The sequence below is a fragment of the Lutimaribacter pacificus genome (assembly GCF_900142185.1).
GTDB lineage: Bacteria > Pseudomonadota > Alphaproteobacteria > Rhodobacterales > Rhodobacteraceae > Lutimaribacter > Lutimaribacter pacificus.
This window is the reverse complement of sequence record NZ_FQZZ01000006.1, coordinates 134,377-151,246: the sequence shown is the minus strand read 5'-3', so window position 1 is coordinate 151,246 and position 16,870 is coordinate 134,377. Positions and strand designations below refer to the sequence as shown.

The window sequence follows — 16,870 nt, the reverse complement described above, 5'->3', positions numbered from 1 at the left end:
GGGGAAAAACCACAAAATTCATACCCGATGCGGAAAAAAATCACACCATCCTAGTCACCGCAGCCCCGCGTTGCGCGCCATTTCCCGCTCAAGGCGGCGTGCGAACCGCCACCATTTCCAGGCCGGATCGGCCCTGTCGCTGCGCCCCCAAAGCCCGCCGCGCTGGAACCAGATGCCTTCGGGCAGGAATCGTACCGAGTGATACAGCGCGGTATGCGAAAAGACGAACAGCGATACCGTCGCCCCCTCATGCGCGCACCGGGCAGCCTCGGCCCGCAGGCGTTTGCGGCTCCAGATCCGGCCCGCCAATACCTCGACCGGCCCGGTCGCGAGGCTGGAAAAGGGCCGAAAACCGCGCGGAGATGCGGGAATGGCGGGCAACGATGCCAGCCTGCGCTGCCGCCCGTCGGCCACACCCGCATCGAACCCCGCAAGAATACGACGGACATCGCCCGGCTCGGCCAGCCCATCCACCATCTGCCGCAACAGGCGGCGGCGCTGTTCCTTGCGCATGTCGTCCAGAACCACGGGCCAGAGCAACTGATCGGAACAATGCCTGCGCAGGAATACCATCTGCGAGGCACCGATTTCATGCAGGTCGGTCACCGCACGCCCGGCGGTGCGCCGCGAACTGGGCGCATAGGCGTGATGCACCTGCGCCAGCGGCACGATGGCCGTCGCGTGACCAGCCTGCGCCAGCCGCATGTTTAGGTCGGTTTCATCCAGGTAAAACCGATAGGCCGGATCAAACCCGCCCATCCCGGCCAGCACCTCGCGCCGCACCGCCATGTTGGTGCCCTCGGTCTTGACCGCACGGCCCGTCGGCGGGGTCAGGATCGTGGGCCTGTCCTCGTCCACCTGCGCCGGGTGGGTCCGTCCGGTGGCATCCACCACCCGCGCCTTCCACTGAAATGAAATCCCGTTCCGCCCGCGCACGAACCCGCCTGCCGCAGCAACCCGCGCATCCCCGAACGGACGCAACAGATGCTCCAGCCAGCGCGGTTCGGGCACCGCATCGTCGTCGATGAAGGCAACGACATCCCCCGCCGCCTCGGCGATCCCGAGGTTGCGCGCCTCCGATATATTGGCGCGGTCGAAAGCCACCAGCTTGACCTGCCCGGCAAAGGGCAGCGCACGGACCGCCGCGATCCCATCGGGATCGGCCACGACGATCACCTCGTATTCGGCGTTCCGCAACCGCGCGACGCCTGACAGGCAGCGAACCAACGCGTCGGGCCGTCCCCGGCTGACGATGACGACGCTGGCCCGCGCTGCGGTCATTCCATCCCCATCTCGGCCATCATCGCCTCGATCCGGGGCACGTCCTCGGGGTTGTTCAGTTCCCAGAACTGCCGCCCGCGCGCGGCGACCTCGACACACAGGATCGCGCGCCCGCGTTCCAGGAATCGCAACTGCTCCAAACCCTCCAGCCGTTCAAGCGGCCCGGCCTCCCACGCGGGATAGGCCGACAGGGCATCCGGCCGGTAGGCATAGACACCGACATGGTGGAACACCGGCGTTTCCGCATCATCGGCATAGCGGTCCGAGGTGTAGGGTATCACCTCTTTCGAGAAATAAAGCGCATGACGCGCCGCGCCGAAAACCGCCGTGGTGCCACCGACGCGCCCGGCCCTCCGGTCATCCAGAAAACCGTTCAGCGCACGGCCGTCGCAGCGCAGAACCGGCGTCGCCACCTCGGCGGCCGGATCGTCGCGCAATCCCCGCACCAGATCCTCGACGAACCAGCTTGGCGTCAGCGGCGCGTCGCCCTGCAGGTTCACCACGATGTCATAGCCGCCGCCCAGCGCCTCATGCGCCTCGGCGCAGCGTTCGGTGCCGTTCTGGCAATCGGTCGAGGTCATCACCACCTCGGCACCGAACCCCTCGGCCGCGTCGCGGATGCGATCGTCGTCGGTCGCCACGACAACGCGATCCACACCCGCCACACCACAAGCCGCGCGCCAGCTTCGTTCGATCAGGCTGCGGGTGTCGCCACCGGCCCCGGTCAGACCGACCAGCGGCTTGCCCGGATAGCGGGTCGAGGCATAGCGCGCCGGGATGACGATCAGCACGCTCATGCCGGTTTCAGCTCCACGCCCGGCGCACAGGCGATGAAGAACGGGTTGGCATAACCGTCCTTGCCATAGGTCAGCGGGCTGTGGTCGTCGAACCGCAGCACGCGGCCCCCCGCCCCGGTCAGCACCGCATGACCCGCCGCCGTATCCCATTCCATCGTGCGCCCGACGCGCGGGTAAAGATCGGCCTCACCCGTCGCCACAAGGCAGAATTTCAGCGACGAGCCCGCCGATTTCGTATCCGCCACGGCATATTTGCCGATGTAATCGTCGGTTGCCTGGTCGCGGTGCGATTTCGATGCCACCACGTTCAGCGCGCCGTTATCGGCATTGCTCACCCGGATCGGACGCAGGTTTCCCACCCGCGCCTTGTCGAACGGCCCGTCCTCTTCCACCGCAGACCCATCCGCCAGCGTGATGAACATCCGCCCCCGTGCCGGGGCATAGACAACGCCGCGCGTCGGCACGCCGTTTTCGACATAGGCGATGTTCACCGTGAAATCGCCACGCCGCTTGATGAACTCCTTGGTGCCGTCCAGCGGATCGACGATCAGGAACGTATCGGCCTTCTGCGTATGCGAGGCCGCCTGTTCCTCGGTCACCAGCAACACGTCGGGAAATTCGGCCCGCAAACCCGCCGAGATCAGCGCATCCGCCGCCTCGTCCGCCTCGGTCACCGGGCTGTCGTCGGATTTCGCCTTTACCTCGAAATCGTCGGCCTCGTAGATCGCCATGATCGTATCTCCGGCCTCGAGCGCAAGACGACGCATCACGCGGGTCAGCTTTTCGTAATCCAAACCAATCTCTCCTGTTTTCAACCGCCATGCGGATGCGAATTGCCAAAACGGGCTGGTCCCCTTATGATCCGGCGCCAACGGAACGGCAAGAATTCCGTGTCACGAATACCCCCATCGGCAGAGCGGTCAGGCCATGTTTCAGCAAAGACCCATCCGGCAGTCCGGCCTCGGCTCGGCTGTCCAGTTATTCGAACTGGTGTATCACAGCACCGTGCGCAACGTGCGCAAGGCGCATGGCAATGCGCTGATGGCACTGGTCATGAACATGCTGCAGGTCGCAATCTTCGTCCTGGCCTTCTACGTGCTCTTCTCGGTTCTGGGATTGCGCAGCGCCGCGCTTCGCGGCGATTTCCTGCTCTACATCATGTCGGGCATCTTTCTCTACATAACGCATTCCAAGACGCTGGGGGCGGTCGTCGGGTCCGAAGGGCCAGCCTCTCCGATGATGAAACACGCGCCGATGAACACGATCATCTCGATCCTGGCGGCGGCGCTGTCCACGCTTTACATCCAGGTGCTGTCGCTGTTCGTGATCCTGTTCATCTATGACGTGGCAGTCACCCCGTTCGAGATACAGGACCCCGCCTCGGCCTTCGGCATGGTGCTGATCGCGTGGTTCACCGGCCTTGGCCTGGGCGTTCTGCTGTTGTCGATCAAGCCGTGGTTTCCCACCTTCGTCAGCATCTTCACCACGATCTACCAGCGCGCCAACATGATCGCGTCGGGCAAGATGTTCGTGGCCAACACCCTGCCCGCCTATATGCTGGCGATGTTCGACTGGAACCCGCTTTTCCACTGCATCGACCAGTCGCGCGGCTATGTCTTCATCAACTATTTCCCGCGTTACACGTCCTGGGAATACGCGCTTTGGGTGGGGCTGGTGCTGCTGATGATCGGCATGATGGGCGAGTTCTATACGCGCCGCCACGCCTCACTCAGCTGGGGTGCGCGGCGCTGATCACACCTGCATCGCCGCCGCGACAGCCTTTTGCCACCTGCCGTAACGCGCATCGCGTGCCCCCGCCTCCATCGCTGGCGTGAACCGCCTTTCGCAGCGCCAGCTTTCGGCGAAATCCTCCATCCCCGGGCAGACACCGGCCCGCATCCCCGCCAGCCACGCCGCGCCCAGCGCGGTGGTTTCCTGCACCTCGGCCCGGTCCACCGGCGCGCCCAGGATGTCGGCCAGGAACTGCATCGTCCAGTCCGAGGCGCACATGCCCCCGTCCACCCGCAACACGCTGTCGCCCGCGCCCTGCCAGTCGGCGCGCATCGCCTCCCACAGGTCGCGGGTCTGGAAACCCACGCTTTCCAGCGCCGCCCGTGCAAACTCGGCCGGGCCCGAGTTTCGTGTCAGCCCGAACACCGCGCCACGGGTATCCGGCCGCCAATAGGGGGCGCCCAGCCCGGTAAAGGCCGGCACGATCACCACGTCCTGCGCCGGATCGGCAGCCATGGCCAGCGGCTGGGTTTCCCTGGCCTCCCGGATGATCTTCAACCCGTCGCGCAGCCATTGCACCACCGCCCCGGCGATAAAGATCGACCCCTCCTGCGCATAGGTCCGCTGCCCGTCAAGCTGGTAGGCGATGGTGGTCAGCAGCCGGTTCTGCGATTGCACCATCTCCGGGCCGGTATTCAGCAGCGCAAAGCACCCCGTCCCATAGGTGGATTTCATCATGCCGGGCCGGAAACAGGCCTGCCCGATCGTGGCCGCCTGCTGGTCGCCCGCCACGCCGAGGATCGGGATTTCCGCCCCGAAAAGATCGGCACGGGCGTGCCCGAAATCCGCCGCGCAGTCGCACACCTCGGGCAGGATCGCGCGCGGTATGTCCAGCAGGGCGCAGATCTCGTCGCTCCATTCGCCGGTGCGGATGTCGAACAGCATCGTGCGCGCGGCGTTCGTGGCATCCGTGGCGTGCACCGCGCCGCCGGTCAGGTTCCAGATCAGCCACGTATCCACCGTGCCAAAGGCCAGTTCCCCCGCCTTGGCCCGCGTCCGCGCGCCCTCGACATGATCCAGAATCCACTTGATCTTGGTGCCCGAGAAATATGGGTCGAGCAGCAGCCCCGTTGCCTGTGTGATCGCCGCCTCATGCCCCGCCTCGCGCAGCGCGGCGCATGTATCGGCGGTGCGGCGGTCCTGCCAGACGATCGCGTTATGGATCGGCTTGCCGGTCGCACGATCCCAGATCAGCGTGGTTTCGCGCTGGTTGGTGATGCCGATGGCCGCAATATCCCCGGCCCGCAACCCCGCCTTTTCGATGGCCGCGCGGCAGCTGCCGGCCACGCTGGTCCACAGGTCGCGCGGATCGTGCTCGACCCAGCCCGAGGCGGGAAAATGCTGCGGAAATTCCTGCCCCGCGCTTGCCACCGGATGTAAAGCTGCATCGAAGATCATCGCGCGCGATGACGTGGTGCCCTGGTCGATGGCAAGGATGTGGGTCATGTCGGCGCCTCCCTTTCAATACCCGGGCGTATCGTGCCGCGCAGTCACGGCATCGGCAAGCGGTCAGGCCAGATAAGCCGCAAGCCGCGCAACCTGCTTCCCGGTCATGTGCAACCCCAGCCGTGTGCGCCGCCACAGGATATCCTCGGCGGACCGGGCGAATTCACGGGCGACAAGCCAGTCGACCTCGGCCGCGCTCAGCCCTGCCCCGAAATCCTGCCCGAGATCGGAAACGCCCTTCGCATCGCCCAGCACCTGCCACGCCTCGGTGCCGTAGGTGCGGAAAAGCCGCCCGGCCTGACCGGGGGTCAGGAACGGGTAGTCGCCCTGCAGCCGCGCGATCCTTTCGGCCACCTGCCCGACCGGGAAATCGCCGCCCGGCAGCGGCGCCTCCGCCGTCCAGACCGCGCGGTTTACCGGCAAAACCGCGCGGAGTTCCTCGATCGCCGCCTCGGCCAGCTTGCGGTACGTCGTGATCTTGCCGCCGAAGACATGCAGCACCGGCGCACCGTCACGATCCAACCTGAGCGTATAGTCCCGCGTCGCCGCGCTGGCCGAGGGCTGCCCGTCATCCATCAGCGGACGCACGCCGGAATAGGTCCAGACGATATCGTCCCGCGTCACCGGCCGCTGGAAATAGCGCGAGGCAAAGGCGCAAAGATACGCCTGCTCCTCCTCGGTGCAGACGGGTGGCGTATCGGGATCGGGGTGATCGACATCCGTGGTGCCGATCAGCGTAAAATCCTGCTCATAGGGAATGGCAAAGATGATCCGCCCGTCAGGCCCCTGAAAGAAATAGGCTTTATCGTGATCGTAAAGGCGATTCGTCACGATATGGCTGCCCCGGACAAGGCGGATACGCTCGCCCGTCATCTGCCCCAGCGCATCGTGGATCACCTGCGCCACCCAGGGACCGGCCGCGTTGACCAGCGCCCGCGCCTCGACCTCGCAAAGCGCGCCGGTGCGGGCGTCCTGCAACGTGCAGCGCCAGGTATCGGCACCGCGTATGGCATTAACCAGCCGTGTCCGCGTGGCAATCCGCGCACCCCGCGCCTGCGCGTCGCGCGCGTTCAGAACCACAAGCCGCGAATCCTGTACCCAGCAGTCCGAGTATTCAAACCCCGCGCGATAAGCCGGCCTGAGCGGTGCCCCCTCTTTCTGCTCCCGCAAGCGCAAGCGCCGCGTCGCCGGAAGAAGCCGCCGCCCGCCCATGTGATCGTAAAGGAACAACCCCAGCCGGATCATCCAGCCGGGCCGCCGCCCCCTTTGCCAGGGCATCAGCCGCGCCAGCAAGCGCCCCGCCGGGGTTTCGCTGTCGAACCGCATGTCGGGGGCCAGTGGCAGGACAAAACGCATCGGCCAGCTGATATGGGGCATGTTGCGCAGCAACACCTCGCGTTCCTTCAGCGCCTCGCGCACCAGGCGGAACTCGAAATATTCCAGGTATCGCAACCCGCCATGAAACAGCTTTGTCGACGCTGACGAGGTCGCCTGTGCCAGATCGCCCTGTTCGACCAGCATCACCGACAGGCCGCGCCCAGCAGCATCGCGGGCGATACCGCAGCCATTCACGCCACCCCCTATCACGAGGAGGTCGACCGGCGCGGTCGGGGCCATATCCGTCATCTCTGCCATATCCCGGATTGCGCCGGAAAGCGCACTGTCTTGTCAATCATGCCGCGCCGTAACCTGCCGATATGACAGGAAAACGAAACGGGCCGCAGCCGCTTTCGCAAGATCGGAAAAGACGCCCCATCAGACCAAAACCCCGGTCAGCCCGAAAACGGCCGACGATCAACTTGCCAGTTTCTCCTGTTTGGCAAAAGGGCTGAGACCGAGCCAGTTTTGCATGTTGTCGATCAACGTGGAGGGACCGACCAGCAAAAGCCTGTTGCGGTCGACCGCGTTCGCAACGGTTCTGAGGCCCATCCAGATCTCGGTCATCGTCCGCAGATCGACCGTTGCATAAAGATCGACGTCAAAGCCCGGGTCGATATGGCACAGATCGACCGTGCGGTCCGGTTCGACGATCAACCACCATTTTCGCCGGGAGTGCGGCAGCTCGGGATACATGAATTCGATCACCGTCCGTTCGGGCGGAACGGGTTGGGTGTTCAGGTTGCGCCGCATGTCCCACATCAGCAATTCGACATCCAGATTGTCCAGCGACGGCTCGGTTTCGACCCATTTCTGGCCCCACATGCCGATGGCTTCGACAACCGCCTGAACGTCGCGGCCAGAGTCCGTCAGCCGGTAGGCGTCGATCTCGGGCCGTCCGGTCACGCGCGCACGTTCGACGATACCGGCCTGTTCCAGCTCTCCCAGCCGCTTGGACAGAAGGGCCGGCGACATCCGGGGCACGCCCCGGCGCAATTCGTTGAACCGCGTCGATCCGGCAATCAACTCACGCAGAAGCACGACAGTCCACCGCGTGCACAGGATTTCGGCCGCCATCGCAACGGGACAGAACTGCTGGTAGCTCGCATTGGTCATTGTGGCCTCCTTTCATCGAGGTCGCCCCATCCTGCCATGCGTGCGCCGCCTGTGGCCAGTTCAGATACTGTATCGCCCGGGTTCACTTCCTGAACTGGCCGGACCGGCAACCGGAATGGCAGCCTGTCCCCACATCGGAAAAGACCGATGGCAACGAAACACAGGGAGCCAAAGGAGTATCGCCATGCCCCTTGTAGACATTCAACTGATCGAAGGCGTCTTCGACGAAAACCAGAAACAAGCGATGATCAGGGACGTGACCGAAGCGATGGTGCGCGTCGAGGGCGAGGCCCTTCGCGGCGTCACCTGGGTCAGGGTCCGGGAGTTCGCGAGCGGCGAATGGGCGATCGGCGGCAAGGCGATGACCACCGCCGATGTCACGGCGGCCCGATCCGAACCCGCCTGACAGGACGCCAGACGACACAACGACAGACGCAGGAGGACATGATGCAACAATCGCTGGCGCAAAACCTTACCAACGTGACGCTGTTCGAACGGCTTGGCGGTGCTGCCGGAATCCGGCGGATCGTCGACGGCGCCGTCGCGGCGCATATGCAGAACCCGGCCATCAAGGCACGGTTTCTGCCCTATGAAGACCGCCCCGAGCGTGTCGAGGAGATCAAGCAGCACACTTGCGATTTCTTCGCCGCCGGAAGTGGCGGGCCCGACAGGTATCAGGGCCGCGACATGGCCGAAGCGCATCGGGACATGGATATCGACGCTGCGGAATATGACGCCGCGGCCGATGACATCCTCGGGACGATGGACTCGTTGAACTATGACGAGAAGACCCGGGAAGAGGTTCACGCGATCCTTCGATCGCTGAAACCGGACATCGTGCACAAATGATGCCGGATCGCAAAAACGGCCAGGACCAAACCTGAGCGGTGGCGCGCATCCGGGTGCGCGCCACGCATTCGCTACACCCGATCAGAAATCGAGGTTCTCGACGTTCAGCGCGTTCTGCTGGATGAACTCACGCCGTGGCTCGACCACATCGCCCATCAGCTTTGTGAACAGGTCGTCGGCCTCGGCCATGTCGTCGACCTCGACCTGCAGCAGGGTGCGCGCCTCGGGGTCCAGCGTGGTTTCCCAAAGCTGGTCGGGGTTCATTTCGCCCAGACCCTTGTAGCGCTGCAGCGTCAGGCCCTTTTCGCCCTCTTTCAGGATCGCATCCAGCAGGTCCAGTGGGCCGTGAATCTCCTGCATCCGTTCCTTGCGCAGCAGATGCGCCACCTCGGCATAGACCGCCTGCAGCGCCTTCGACATCGACCCGAGCTTGCGCGCCTCGCCCGAGCGCAGAACCTGGCCGTCCAGCGTGCGCACCTCTTCGACGCCGCGCACGACGCGGGCAAGGCGGATTCCGTGATCCTGCGTGATCCGGCCCTGCCAGCCCCGTTCGTATTCCACCGCAACCTGATCCAGACGCCGCGCCACATCGTCGGCCACGCCCTGCAGGTCGGCATCGGCGCGGCCGGTTTCGAACGCGCCCGCAATCGCCGCCTGTTCCAGGATGTGGCGGGGGTAATGCGTTGGGAACGCATCCAGAATCCGCTTGGTCTGGCGGGCCTCTTCGACCACGCGCACCAGATCGTTGCCGGTGATCTCTTCGCCCGATTTCAGCCGCAGGCCCGCGCCATCGGTGCCCTGGTCGATCAGGTAATCCTCAAGCGCGGTCTGGTCTTTCAGATACACCTCGGACTTGCCGCGCATCACCTTGTAGAGCGGCGGCTGCGCGATATAGAGGTATCCGCCCTCGATCAGCTCGGGCATCTGGCGATAGAAGAAGGTCAGCAAAAGCGTGCGGATATGCGCGCCGTCCACGTCGGCATCGGTCATGATGACGATCTTGTGGTAGCGCAGCTTCGAGATATCGAACTCATCACGCCCGATCCCCGTGCCCAGCGCCATGACAAGGTTGCCGATCTCCTGCGAACTGAGCATCTTGTCGAACCGCGCGCGTTCCACGTTCAGGATCTTGCCGCGCAGGGGCAGGATCGCCTGCGTGCGCCGGTCGCGCCCGGTCTGGGCCGAACCGCCGGCGCTGTCACCCTCGACCAGGAACAATTCGGTCTTCGAGGCATCCTTTTCCGAACAATCCTTCAGCTTGCCGGCAAGGAAATTCACGTCCATCGCCGTCTTGCGGCGGGTCAGCTCACGGGCCTTGCGCGCGGCCTCGCGCGCAAGCGCGGCCTCGACGATCTTGGACACGATGATCCTGGCCTCGTTCGGGTGCTCTTCGAACCACTCGCCCAGTTTTTCGTTCACAAGGTTTTCCACAGCCGGGCGCACCTCGGAGCTGACCAGCTTGTCCTTGGTCTGGCTGCTGAATTTCGGGTCGGGCACCTTGACCGAAAGAACGCAGGTCAGGCCCTCGCGCGCGTCGTCGCCGGTAAAGTTCACCTTTTCCTTTTTCGCGATGCCGGATTCCTGCGCGTATTTCGTGATCGTCCGCGTCAGCGCCCCCCGGAACCCCGCCATGTGGGTGCCGCCATCGCGCTGCGGGATGTTGTTGGTGAAGGGCAGGACCGTCTCGTGGTAGCTGTCGTTCCACCACATTGCGACCTCGACGCCGATGCCGTCACGCTCCCCTTCCATGAAGATGGGTTCGGGCATCATCGGGGTCTTGGAGCGGTCAAGATACTTGACGAATTCGCGCACCCCGCCATCGTAGAAAAGCTCGGTTTTCAGGGGTTCCGCGGGGCGCTCGTCCTCAAGAATGATACGCACGCCCGAGTTCAGGAAGGCCAGTTCACGCAGGCGCTTTTCCAGCGTCTCGAAACTGTAGTCGAGGTTGGAAAACGTGTCGGTCGAGGCAAGGAACCGCACCTCGGTTCCCGTCTCACCGTCCGAGTCGCCCACGACGCGCAGATGCTCGGCGGTCTCGCCACGCTCGAACTTTGCGAAATGCTCTTTTCCCTTGCGCCAGATGCGCAGTTCCAGCCAGTCGGACAGCGCGTTCACCACCGAAACGCCCACGCCATGCAGGCCCCCGGACACCTTGTAGGAGTTCTGGTCGAACTTCCCCCCGGCATGAAGCTGGGTCATGATGACCTCGGCCGCGGATACGCCTTCTTCCTCGTGGATATCCACAGGGATGCCGCGCCCGTTGTCGCGCACGGAAACGCTGCTGTCGGCGTGAATCTTCACGCGCACGGAATCCGCATGGCCGGCCAGCGCCTCGTCGATGCCGTTATCGACGACCTCATAGACCATGTGATGCAGACCGGAGCCGTCATCGGTGTCGCCGATATACATCCCCGGGCGTTTGCGCACCGCTTCCAGGCCCTTGAGAACCTTGATGGAATCGGCGCCGTATTCTTGCTGGGGCTGCGCGTTTTCTGCCATTTATGACTTCCTTGTTCTTTGCGCCGATTTATACGAGTTGTGGGGGGGATTGTCACGCAGATACACCAGATTTTGCGGCGTCTGCGTGCCGGCGCCGGTCACGCCCCGCCGGTCTGCGCGGTGCGCGATGTGCCGGCCTCGTCGGTGACCTCCAGATACTGCGCCCGGTCGCCCAGTTCGGCGAAAAGTTCCGGCCCCGTGCCCGTCATCCAGGCCTGCGCGCCCAGTGCGCAGATCTCGTCATAGAGCGCGGCACGACGCGTTGCATCCAGATGCGCGGCGACCTCGTCCAGCAGCAACAGCGGCGGCGCGCCGAAATCGCGGGCCAGCGCACGGGCATTGGCCAGGATCAGCGACACGAGCAGCGCCTTCTGTTCGCCCGTCGAACAATCGCGCGCGGGCACGCCCTTGGCCGCGTAAACCCCGTAAAGGTCGGTGCGGTGCGGCCCGACCAGCGTGCGGCCGGCGGCAAGGTCGCGGAACCGGCCTTCGGACAGGGCATCGCGCAGATCGCCGGCGATTTCGGGCATCGCGCCCTCGGATTGCTGCAACTCCAGCTCAGCGGCGGGAAAGGCGGTTTCCGCCGCGCCCTGCGCCTCGGCCAGTTGCACAAGCGCCGCCTGCCGGTTGGCGTGGATCTGCGCACCGGCCTCTGCCATCTGGCGTTCCAGCGCGACATACCAGTGCCCGTCGCGCACCTGGTCTTTCAGCAGGCGGTTGCGTTCGCGCATCGCCTTTTCATAGGCCAGCACCGCCTCGGCATGGTCGGGGGTAAAGCTCATGGTCATGCGGTCCAGGAACCGCCGCCGTCCCTCGGCGCCTTCGATCCACAGCCGGTCCATGCTGGGCACCAGCCACAGCACCCGCGCGATCCGGCCCAGTGCCAGTTGCGTCGCCGCCTTGCCGTCGATCCGAACCTGCCGCGCGGCCCCCTGTTCCGACCATATCTCGACCTCGTGCACCTGGTGCAGGGAATGCAGGATGCCGGTGATCTTCCACCCCAGCGCCTCGGGGCGGCGGGCCATGTCCCCGGCCGAGGATCGCCGCAGCCCGCGACCGGGGGAAAACAGCGAAACCGCCTCGATCATATTGGTCTTGCCCGCGCCGTTCGGCCCGAAAATCGCCACCGGCCGCGGATCGAGCGCCAGCCGCGCGCCCAGGTGGGATCGGAAATGGGACAGCGTCAGTTCGGACAGATACAGGCCAGCCATGTCCCTGTCCTTCACTGTTCCGCAAATACTCTCGCCGAAGGCATCGGCGCAGCCGATTTCGCCCGGACCGTCACACCCGCATCGGCATGACGACATAGACCGCGCTGGTATCGTTACCCTCACGCATCAGGGTCGGGTCGCCCGCCGAGTTGAACAGGAACACCGCGTTTTCCCGATCCACCTGGGACGCGATTTCCAGCAGGTACTTGGCGTTGAACCCGATCTCCAGCCGCTCGTCGCCATAGGCCACGGCCAGTTCTTCCTCGGCGGCGCCGCTGTCGGGTGCGTTGACCGACAGCACCAAACGATCCTCGTCCAGCTGCATCTTGACCGCACGCGAGCGTTCCGAGCTGACGGTCGCCACGCGGTCCACCGCGGCCGCGAATTCGCTGGCGTCCACCTCCATCTTGCGGGTGTTGCCCTGCGGGATGACGCGGGTGTAATCGGGGAATGTGCCGTCGATCACCTTGGAGGTCAGGGTGATGTCGGGCGTGGCGAAACGTACCTTGGTTTCCGACACGGACACGGCGATCCTGGTGTCGTCATCCTCCAGCAGCTTGCGCAGCTCACCCACCGTCTTGCGGGGCACGATCACGCCGGCCATGTCGGCCGCGCCTTCAGGCAGATCGGCGTCGATCCGGGCAAGGCGATGGCCATCGGTCGCCACGCAGCGCAGCACCTTGCCCCCGTCTGAATCGGCCACATGCATGTAGACGCCGTTCAGGTAATACCGCGTCTCTTCCGTCGAGATCGCGAATTTCGACTTGTCGAACAGGCGGCGCAGCACCGGGGCAGCGGCGGAAAAATTCGTCGTGTATTCCGACGAGGCCATGACCGGGAAATCCTCTTTCGGCAGCGTCGCAAGGTTGAACTGCGACCGGCCCGCCGTGACGGCCAGGCGGCCGTTCGCGCCATCGTCGGTCAGGGTGACCAGCGCGCCATCGGGCAGCTTGCGCACGATTTCATGCAGCGTCACCGCCGATACGGTCGTCGCGCCCGCGCGTTCGACCTGGGCCGGGGCCTTGTCGACAACTTCGATATCGAGGTCGGTCGCGCGGAACTGCACGGTATCGCCCTCGGCCTCGATCAGGACGTTGGCGAGGATCGGAATGGTGTTGCGCCGTTCGACAACCGATTGCGCCTGAGCGACAGCCTTGAGCAAGGTGCCTCGTTCGATGCTGAGCTTCATGATCCTCGTTCCTTTCCCGTGCCGGACACATGCCGGGAGCGGCAAGGTATCGCAAATCCCCGCCTGCTCAAGGCTTTTGTTCGGTTGTCCAAGGAAAAGCAAAAGGCGTCAAGGGCGGCAAGGGATGCTGCCGCCCGACACCCCGGTTTCGTGTCGATTACGCCTCAAGCGTGCGGCGCAGCATCTCGATATCCTCGGCGATCTGGCCGTCCTGCACCCTCAATTCCTCGATGCGCCGGACGCCATGCATCACCGTGGTGTGGTCGCGCCCGCCGAACCGGCGCCCGATTTCGGGCAGCGAGCGGCTGGTCAGCTGCTTGCACAGATACATCGCAACCTGGCGCGGGCGGGCAAAGCTGCGCACGCGCTTGGGCCCGACAAGGTCGGACAGGCGGATGTTGTAATGCTCGGCCACCTGGCGCTGGATTTCCTCGATCGTGATCTTGCGTTCCGAGGCGCGCAGGATATCGGCAAGGCAATCCTGGGTCATGTCCAGCGTGATCTCGCACCCGACAAGCGAAGCGAAGGCGAACAGGCGCGTCAGCGCCCCTTCGAGAACGCGGACATTGGTGCTGATCCTGTGGGCAAGGAATTCCAGCACACCGTCAGTCAGGACAAGGCCGGGATACTGGTCGCGGAACTGTTCGACCTTGGATTGCAGGATACCCAGGCGCAGCTCGTAATCGGTGGGGTGCAGGTCGACGACCAGCCCGCATTGCAGACGGCTTTTGATCCGGTCCTCCAGATCCTTGATCTCGCCCGGTGCGCGGTCGCCCGAAATGATGATCTGCTTGTTGCCGTCCACCAGCGCGTTGAAGGTGTGAAAGAACTCTTCCTGCGTCGAATCCTTGCCGGCGATGAACTGCACGTCATCGACCATCAGCACGTCGACAGCACGGAAAAGCTGCTTGAAATCCATCATGCGGCGGTCGCGCAGCGCCTGCACGAAGCGGTACATGAACTGTTCCGCGGACAGGTAGACCACGTTCAGGTCAGGCCGCCGCGCCTGCAATTCATGCGCGATGGCATGCATCAGGTGCGTCTTGCCCAGCCCGACGCCGCCGTAAAGAAACAGCGGGTTGAAGGTGACGGGCCCACCCTCGGCCACGCGCCTTGCGGCGGCGTGGGCCAGCTCGTTCGGCTTGCCCACAACGAAGGTGTCGAAGGTGAAACGCGCATCGAGCGGCGCACCCGGCAGCAGGTCGTCCTGCATCGCCGGGCGGGATGTGTTGCGCGGGGTGTCGGCCACGGCGGCAGCCCTGGGGCGTGCGGTTTCGTTCGCGGCGACCTGGAAGCTCAGGCGGCGGACATTCTCACCCGCGCTGGTCAGCTGATGCAGGATCAGCTCACCGAAATTCTGCGATACGTAGTTTCCAAGGAAACTGGTGGGCACGGTAAAGACGGCGACCCCGTCCTTTATGTCCGAAAATTCGATCGGCTCGATCCAGTTTGCGTAGTTGTTCTTGCCCACCGTCCCCAGCAAGTTCTTGCGCAACTGTCCCCACTGTTCCTGCGTCATCTCTACCCCGTTTCTGTCGCGGCCCTGTCGCCAACACACCCCAAATTCACGGCCTGTCCGAACCGTAAACCACACAAAACTCCCCTGCCCGCTGACACTGCTCAGCCGGACGCTGCCCTTCACGGGCGGCATTCATAAGGTTCGATGGCGGGCATGTGCGCGGGGCGTCCCCTCCCCGAGTACCGCACGGTGACCCACGCACCGAAATAGCTTGTCGGACTGGCCGGGCGCAAACGACACCCGCAGAAAGCAGACATGCGCAGCAGCTGCGCATCAGCGACTTCCGATAGGTCCGGCCCGCTCCTGTTCGGCGTTGCCTGACCTTACCTGTCCCCCCAAGGCGATGTGACTCGCAGGACCGAAGCTAGCAATTCGGCCAAGCGCCGGGCAACCGATCTTCGCGCTTGACTCTGGCTTTTGCGAAAAAGAATCTCTCGCGCCCGCAGCAGGCCTTTGAATCTCTTGGAGTCACGAAAAAAGGCGCTGCAGAACTGCAACGCCTTCCCGTCATTTTCGCTGTGACCAAAGGTCAGCCGAGGGCCTTCACCCGGGCTGCCAGGCGCGACATTTTACGCGCTGCGGTGTTCTTGTGGAACACGCCCTTGGTGACGCCGCGCATCAGTTCGGGCTGGGCGGCGCGCAGGGCGGCCTGTGCCGCGTCCTTGTCGCCCGAAGCGATCGCTTCCTCGGCTTTGCGCAGGTAGGTGCGGATGCGCGAACGGCGTGCCTTGTTGACGGCATAGCGGCGCTCGTTCTGGCGGGCGCGTTTCTTGGACTGGGGCGTATTTGCCATGGTATCTGACCTTTGTCTTTACGGGTTCGGTTCGTTGTCTTGCAGGATGCAAACCCGTTCCGGCAGGCCAGGGGCCGGATCGATTCGAGCCAGAGCGGGCTGCACGCGCATGTATGGCGGCGGGCTATAGCGGAAAGCGCGGGTTTTGCAAACCTCTATTTCCCGTCCACCCGGCAACCGGCCCGGCGCACAGGCCGGGCCGGTTCCGATATCAGCGGTCGCGGAACTGCGCGGTGCGCTTTTCGAGGAAGGCCGCCATGCCTTCCTTCTGGTCGTCGGTCGCAAAAAGCGAGTGGAAGACGCGGCGTTCGAAAAGCAGGCCCTCGCGCAGCGGCGTCTCGAAGGACCGGTTCACCGATTCCTTGACCGCCATCACGGTGATCATGGATTTCTCGGCAATCTTGGCGGCGGCGGCCATGGTTTCCTTCATCAGCTCCTTGCAGGGAACGATGCGGCTGACCAGGCCTGCGCGCTCGGCCTCTTCGGCATCCATGAAGCGGCCGGTCAGGTTCATGTCCATCGCCTTGGCCTTGCCGATGGCGCGGGTCAGGCGCTGGGTGCCGCCGATACCGGCCATGACGCCCAGGTTGATTTCCGGCTGCCCGAACTTGGCGGTGTCCGACGCGATGATGAAATCGCACATCATCGCAAGCTCGCACCCGCCACCCAGGGCATAGCCCGAGACCGCAGCGACGATTGGCTTGCGCACGCGGCAGATCGCATCCGTTTCATTGGTGAACAGATCGCCGGCAAACACGTCGACAAAGCTTTTCTCGCTCATCATCTTGATGTCGGCACCGGCGGCAAAAGCCTTTTCGCTTCCGGTGATGACGATGCAGCGCACCTTGTCATTTTCCTGTGCCGCCGTCAGCGCGTCCGACAATTCACCCAGCAACTGATCGTTGAGGGCATTCATAGCGTCGGGACGGTTCAGCCTGATAAGGGCGACGTGGTCTTCTACTTCGACGATGATCGTCTCATAGGCCATGAAGTTTCGCTTTC

At 64.2% G+C, this 16,870-nt stretch carries 15 protein-coding genes; 3 read left to right on the top strand and 12 right to left on the bottom strand.

Translation table 11 applies throughout. The features are described from left to right. Nucleotides 1-54: 54 nt before the first annotated feature. Genes F3H87_RS15545 through cysQ form a run of 3 tightly spaced genes read right to left on the bottom strand, consistent with a single transcriptional unit; the run spans nt 55 to nt 2,872 of the window. Nucleotides 55-1,281 (bottom strand): glycosyltransferase family 2 protein, encoded by a 1,227-nt coding sequence (locus F3H87_RS15545; protein ID WP_149787258.1) that lies wholly within the window; start codon nt 1,279-1,281, stop codon nt 55-57. After that, nucleotides 1,278-2,078 carry a 3-deoxy-manno-octulosonate cytidylyltransferase gene (locus F3H87_RS15540; protein WP_149787259.1) on the bottom strand — a complete coding sequence of 267 codons (801 nt, stop codon included), beginning with the start codon at nt 2,076-2,078 and terminating at the stop codon, nt 1,278-1,280. The genes F3H87_RS15545 and F3H87_RS15540 overlap by 4 nt, the downstream gene beginning before the upstream one ends. Continuing rightward, nucleotides 2,075-2,872: a 3'(2'),5'-bisphosphate nucleotidase CysQ gene (cysQ, locus tag F3H87_RS15535; protein ID WP_149787260.1), complete on the bottom strand. Its 798-nt coding sequence runs from the start codon at nt 2,870-2,872 to the stop codon at nt 2,075-2,077. Before cysQ ends, F3H87_RS15540 begins: the two co-directional genes overlap by 4 nt. Before the next feature lie 133 nt (nt 2,873-3,005). On the opposite strand from cysQ, the gene F3H87_RS15530 reads away from it, so the two are divergent. Further along, on the top strand, nt 3,006-3,830 hold the full coding sequence (locus F3H87_RS15530; RefSeq protein ID WP_149787261.1) for an ABC transporter permease: 825 nt from the start codon (nt 3,006-3,008) through the stop codon (nt 3,828-3,830). Here F3H87_RS15530 and glpK read toward each other — a convergent pair whose 3' ends face one another. From glpK to F3H87_RS15515, 3 genes are all read right to left on the bottom strand, one after another. Beyond that, a complete protein-coding gene (glpK, locus tag F3H87_RS15525; RefSeq protein WP_149787262.1) occupies nt 3,831-5,315 on the bottom strand; it encodes a glycerol kinase GlpK in 1,485 nt (494 codons plus the stop codon). A 63-nt stretch (nt 5,316-5,378) separates the two neighbouring features. Beyond that, nucleotides 5,379-6,932: a glycerol-3-phosphate dehydrogenase gene (glpD, locus tag F3H87_RS15520; RefSeq protein ID WP_394852157.1), complete on the bottom strand. Its 1,554-nt coding sequence runs from the start codon at nt 6,930-6,932 to the stop codon at nt 5,379-5,381. Between the two features lie 177 nt (nt 6,933-7,109). Beyond that, the gene (locus F3H87_RS15515; protein ID WP_149787264.1) at nt 7,110-7,808 is read right to left on the bottom strand and encodes a winged helix-turn-helix transcriptional regulator; all 699 of its coding nucleotides are present in this window, start codon (nt 7,806-7,808) and stop codon (nt 7,110-7,112) included. Nucleotides 7,809-7,992: 184 nt separating this feature from the next. On the opposite strand from F3H87_RS15515, the gene F3H87_RS15510 reads away from it, so the two are divergent. Both F3H87_RS15510 and F3H87_RS15505 read left to right on the top strand, forming a co-directional pair. Next, on the top strand, nt 7,993-8,214 hold the full coding sequence (locus F3H87_RS15510) for a tautomerase family protein (protein ID WP_149787265.1): 222 nt from the start codon (nt 7,993-7,995) through the stop codon (nt 8,212-8,214). Nucleotides 8,215-8,255: 41 nt separating this feature from the next. Next, on the top strand, nt 8,256-8,657 hold the full coding sequence (locus tag F3H87_RS15505; RefSeq protein ID WP_149787266.1) for a group I truncated hemoglobin: 402 nt from the start codon (nt 8,256-8,258) through the stop codon (nt 8,655-8,657). Nucleotides 8,658-8,738: 81 nt separating this feature from the next. Here F3H87_RS15505 and gyrB read toward each other — a convergent pair whose 3' ends face one another. The 6 genes from gyrB to F3H87_RS15475 form a co-directional block, all read right to left on the bottom strand. Next, nucleotides 8,739-11,156, bottom strand: coding sequence for a DNA topoisomerase (ATP-hydrolyzing) subunit B (gene gyrB, locus F3H87_RS15500; protein WP_149787267.1), 2,418 nt, complete (start codon nt 11,154-11,156; stop codon nt 8,739-8,741). A 98-nt stretch (nt 11,157-11,254) separates the two neighbouring features. Beyond that, nucleotides 11,255-12,367 carry a DNA replication/repair protein RecF gene (gene recF / locus F3H87_RS15495; RefSeq protein ID WP_149787268.1) on the bottom strand — a complete coding sequence of 371 codons (1,113 nt, stop codon included), beginning with the start codon at nt 12,365-12,367 and terminating at the stop codon, nt 11,255-11,257. A 70-nt stretch (nt 12,368-12,437) separates the two neighbouring features. After that, nucleotides 12,438-13,556 carry a DNA polymerase III subunit beta gene (gene dnaN, locus F3H87_RS15490; protein ID WP_149787269.1) on the bottom strand — a complete coding sequence of 373 codons (1,119 nt, stop codon included), beginning with the start codon at nt 13,554-13,556 and terminating at the stop codon, nt 12,438-12,440. Between the two features lie 157 nt (nt 13,557-13,713). Further along, the gene (gene dnaA / locus F3H87_RS15485; RefSeq protein WP_223228085.1) at nt 13,714-15,075 is read right to left on the bottom strand and encodes a chromosomal replication initiator protein DnaA; all 1,362 of its coding nucleotides are present in this window, start codon (nt 15,073-15,075) and stop codon (nt 13,714-13,716) included. 529 nt (nt 15,076-15,604) lie between these two features. Then, nucleotides 15,605-15,868, bottom strand: a complete 264-nt coding sequence (gene rpsT / locus F3H87_RS15480) for a 30S ribosomal protein S20 (RefSeq protein ID WP_149787271.1) — start codon at nt 15,866-15,868, stop codon at nt 15,605-15,607. A 211-nt stretch (nt 15,869-16,079) separates the two neighbouring features. Next, nucleotides 16,080-16,856 (bottom strand): enoyl-CoA hydratase, encoded by a 777-nt coding sequence (locus F3H87_RS15475; RefSeq protein WP_149787272.1) that lies wholly within the window; start codon nt 16,854-16,856, stop codon nt 16,080-16,082. Nucleotides 16,857-16,870: the final 14 nt, after the last annotated feature.

What these genes read in the sequence shown, in the direction of transcription:
- glpD (WP_394852157.1), bottom strand. Translation starts at nt 6,932, where the DNA reads ATGGCCCCGACCGCGCCGGTCGACCTCCTCGTGATAGGGGGTGGCGTG.
- gyrB (WP_149787267.1), bottom strand. Translation starts at nt 11,156, where the DNA reads ATGGCAGAAAACGCGCAGCCCCAGCAAGAATACGGCGCCGATTCCATC.
- F3H87_RS15540 (WP_149787259.1), bottom strand. Translation starts at nt 2,078, where the DNA reads ATGAGCGTGCTGATCGTCATCCCGGCGCGCTATGCCTCGACCCGCTAT.
- F3H87_RS15530 (WP_149787261.1), top strand. Translation starts at nt 3,006, where the DNA reads ATGTTTCAGCAAAGACCCATCCGGCAGTCCGGCCTCGGCTCGGCTGTC.
- F3H87_RS15515 (WP_149787264.1), bottom strand. Translation starts at nt 7,808, where the DNA reads ATGACCAATGCGAGCTACCAGCAGTTCTGTCCCGTTGCGATGGCGGCC.
- F3H87_RS15505 (WP_149787266.1), top strand. Translation starts at nt 8,256, where the DNA reads ATGCAACAATCGCTGGCGCAAAACCTTACCAACGTGACGCTGTTCGAA.
- recF (WP_149787268.1), bottom strand. Translation starts at nt 12,367, where the DNA reads ATGGCTGGCCTGTATCTGTCCGAACTGACGCTGTCCCATTTCCGATCC.
- F3H87_RS15475 (WP_149787272.1), bottom strand. Translation starts at nt 16,856, where the DNA reads ATGGCCTATGAGACGATCATCGTCGAAGTAGAAGACCACGTCGCCCTT.
- F3H87_RS15510 (WP_149787265.1), top strand. Translation starts at nt 7,993, where the DNA reads ATGCCCCTTGTAGACATTCAACTGATCGAAGGCGTCTTCGACGAAAAC.
- rpsT (WP_149787271.1), bottom strand. Translation starts at nt 15,868, where the DNA reads ATGGCAAATACGCCCCAGTCCAAGAAACGCGCCCGCCAGAACGAGCGC.
- glpK (WP_149787262.1), bottom strand. Translation starts at nt 5,315, where the DNA reads ATGACCCACATCCTTGCCATCGACCAGGGCACCACGTCATCGCGCGCG.
- F3H87_RS15545 (WP_149787258.1), bottom strand. Translation starts at nt 1,281, where the DNA reads ATGACCGCAGCGCGGGCCAGCGTCGTCATCGTCAGCCGGGGACGGCCC.
- dnaN (WP_149787269.1), bottom strand. Translation starts at nt 13,556, where the DNA reads ATGAAGCTCAGCATCGAACGAGGCACCTTGCTCAAGGCTGTCGCTCAG.
- dnaA (WP_223228085.1), bottom strand. Translation starts at nt 15,075, where the DNA reads ATGACGCAGGAACAGTGGGGACAGTTGCGCAAGAACTTGCTGGGGACG.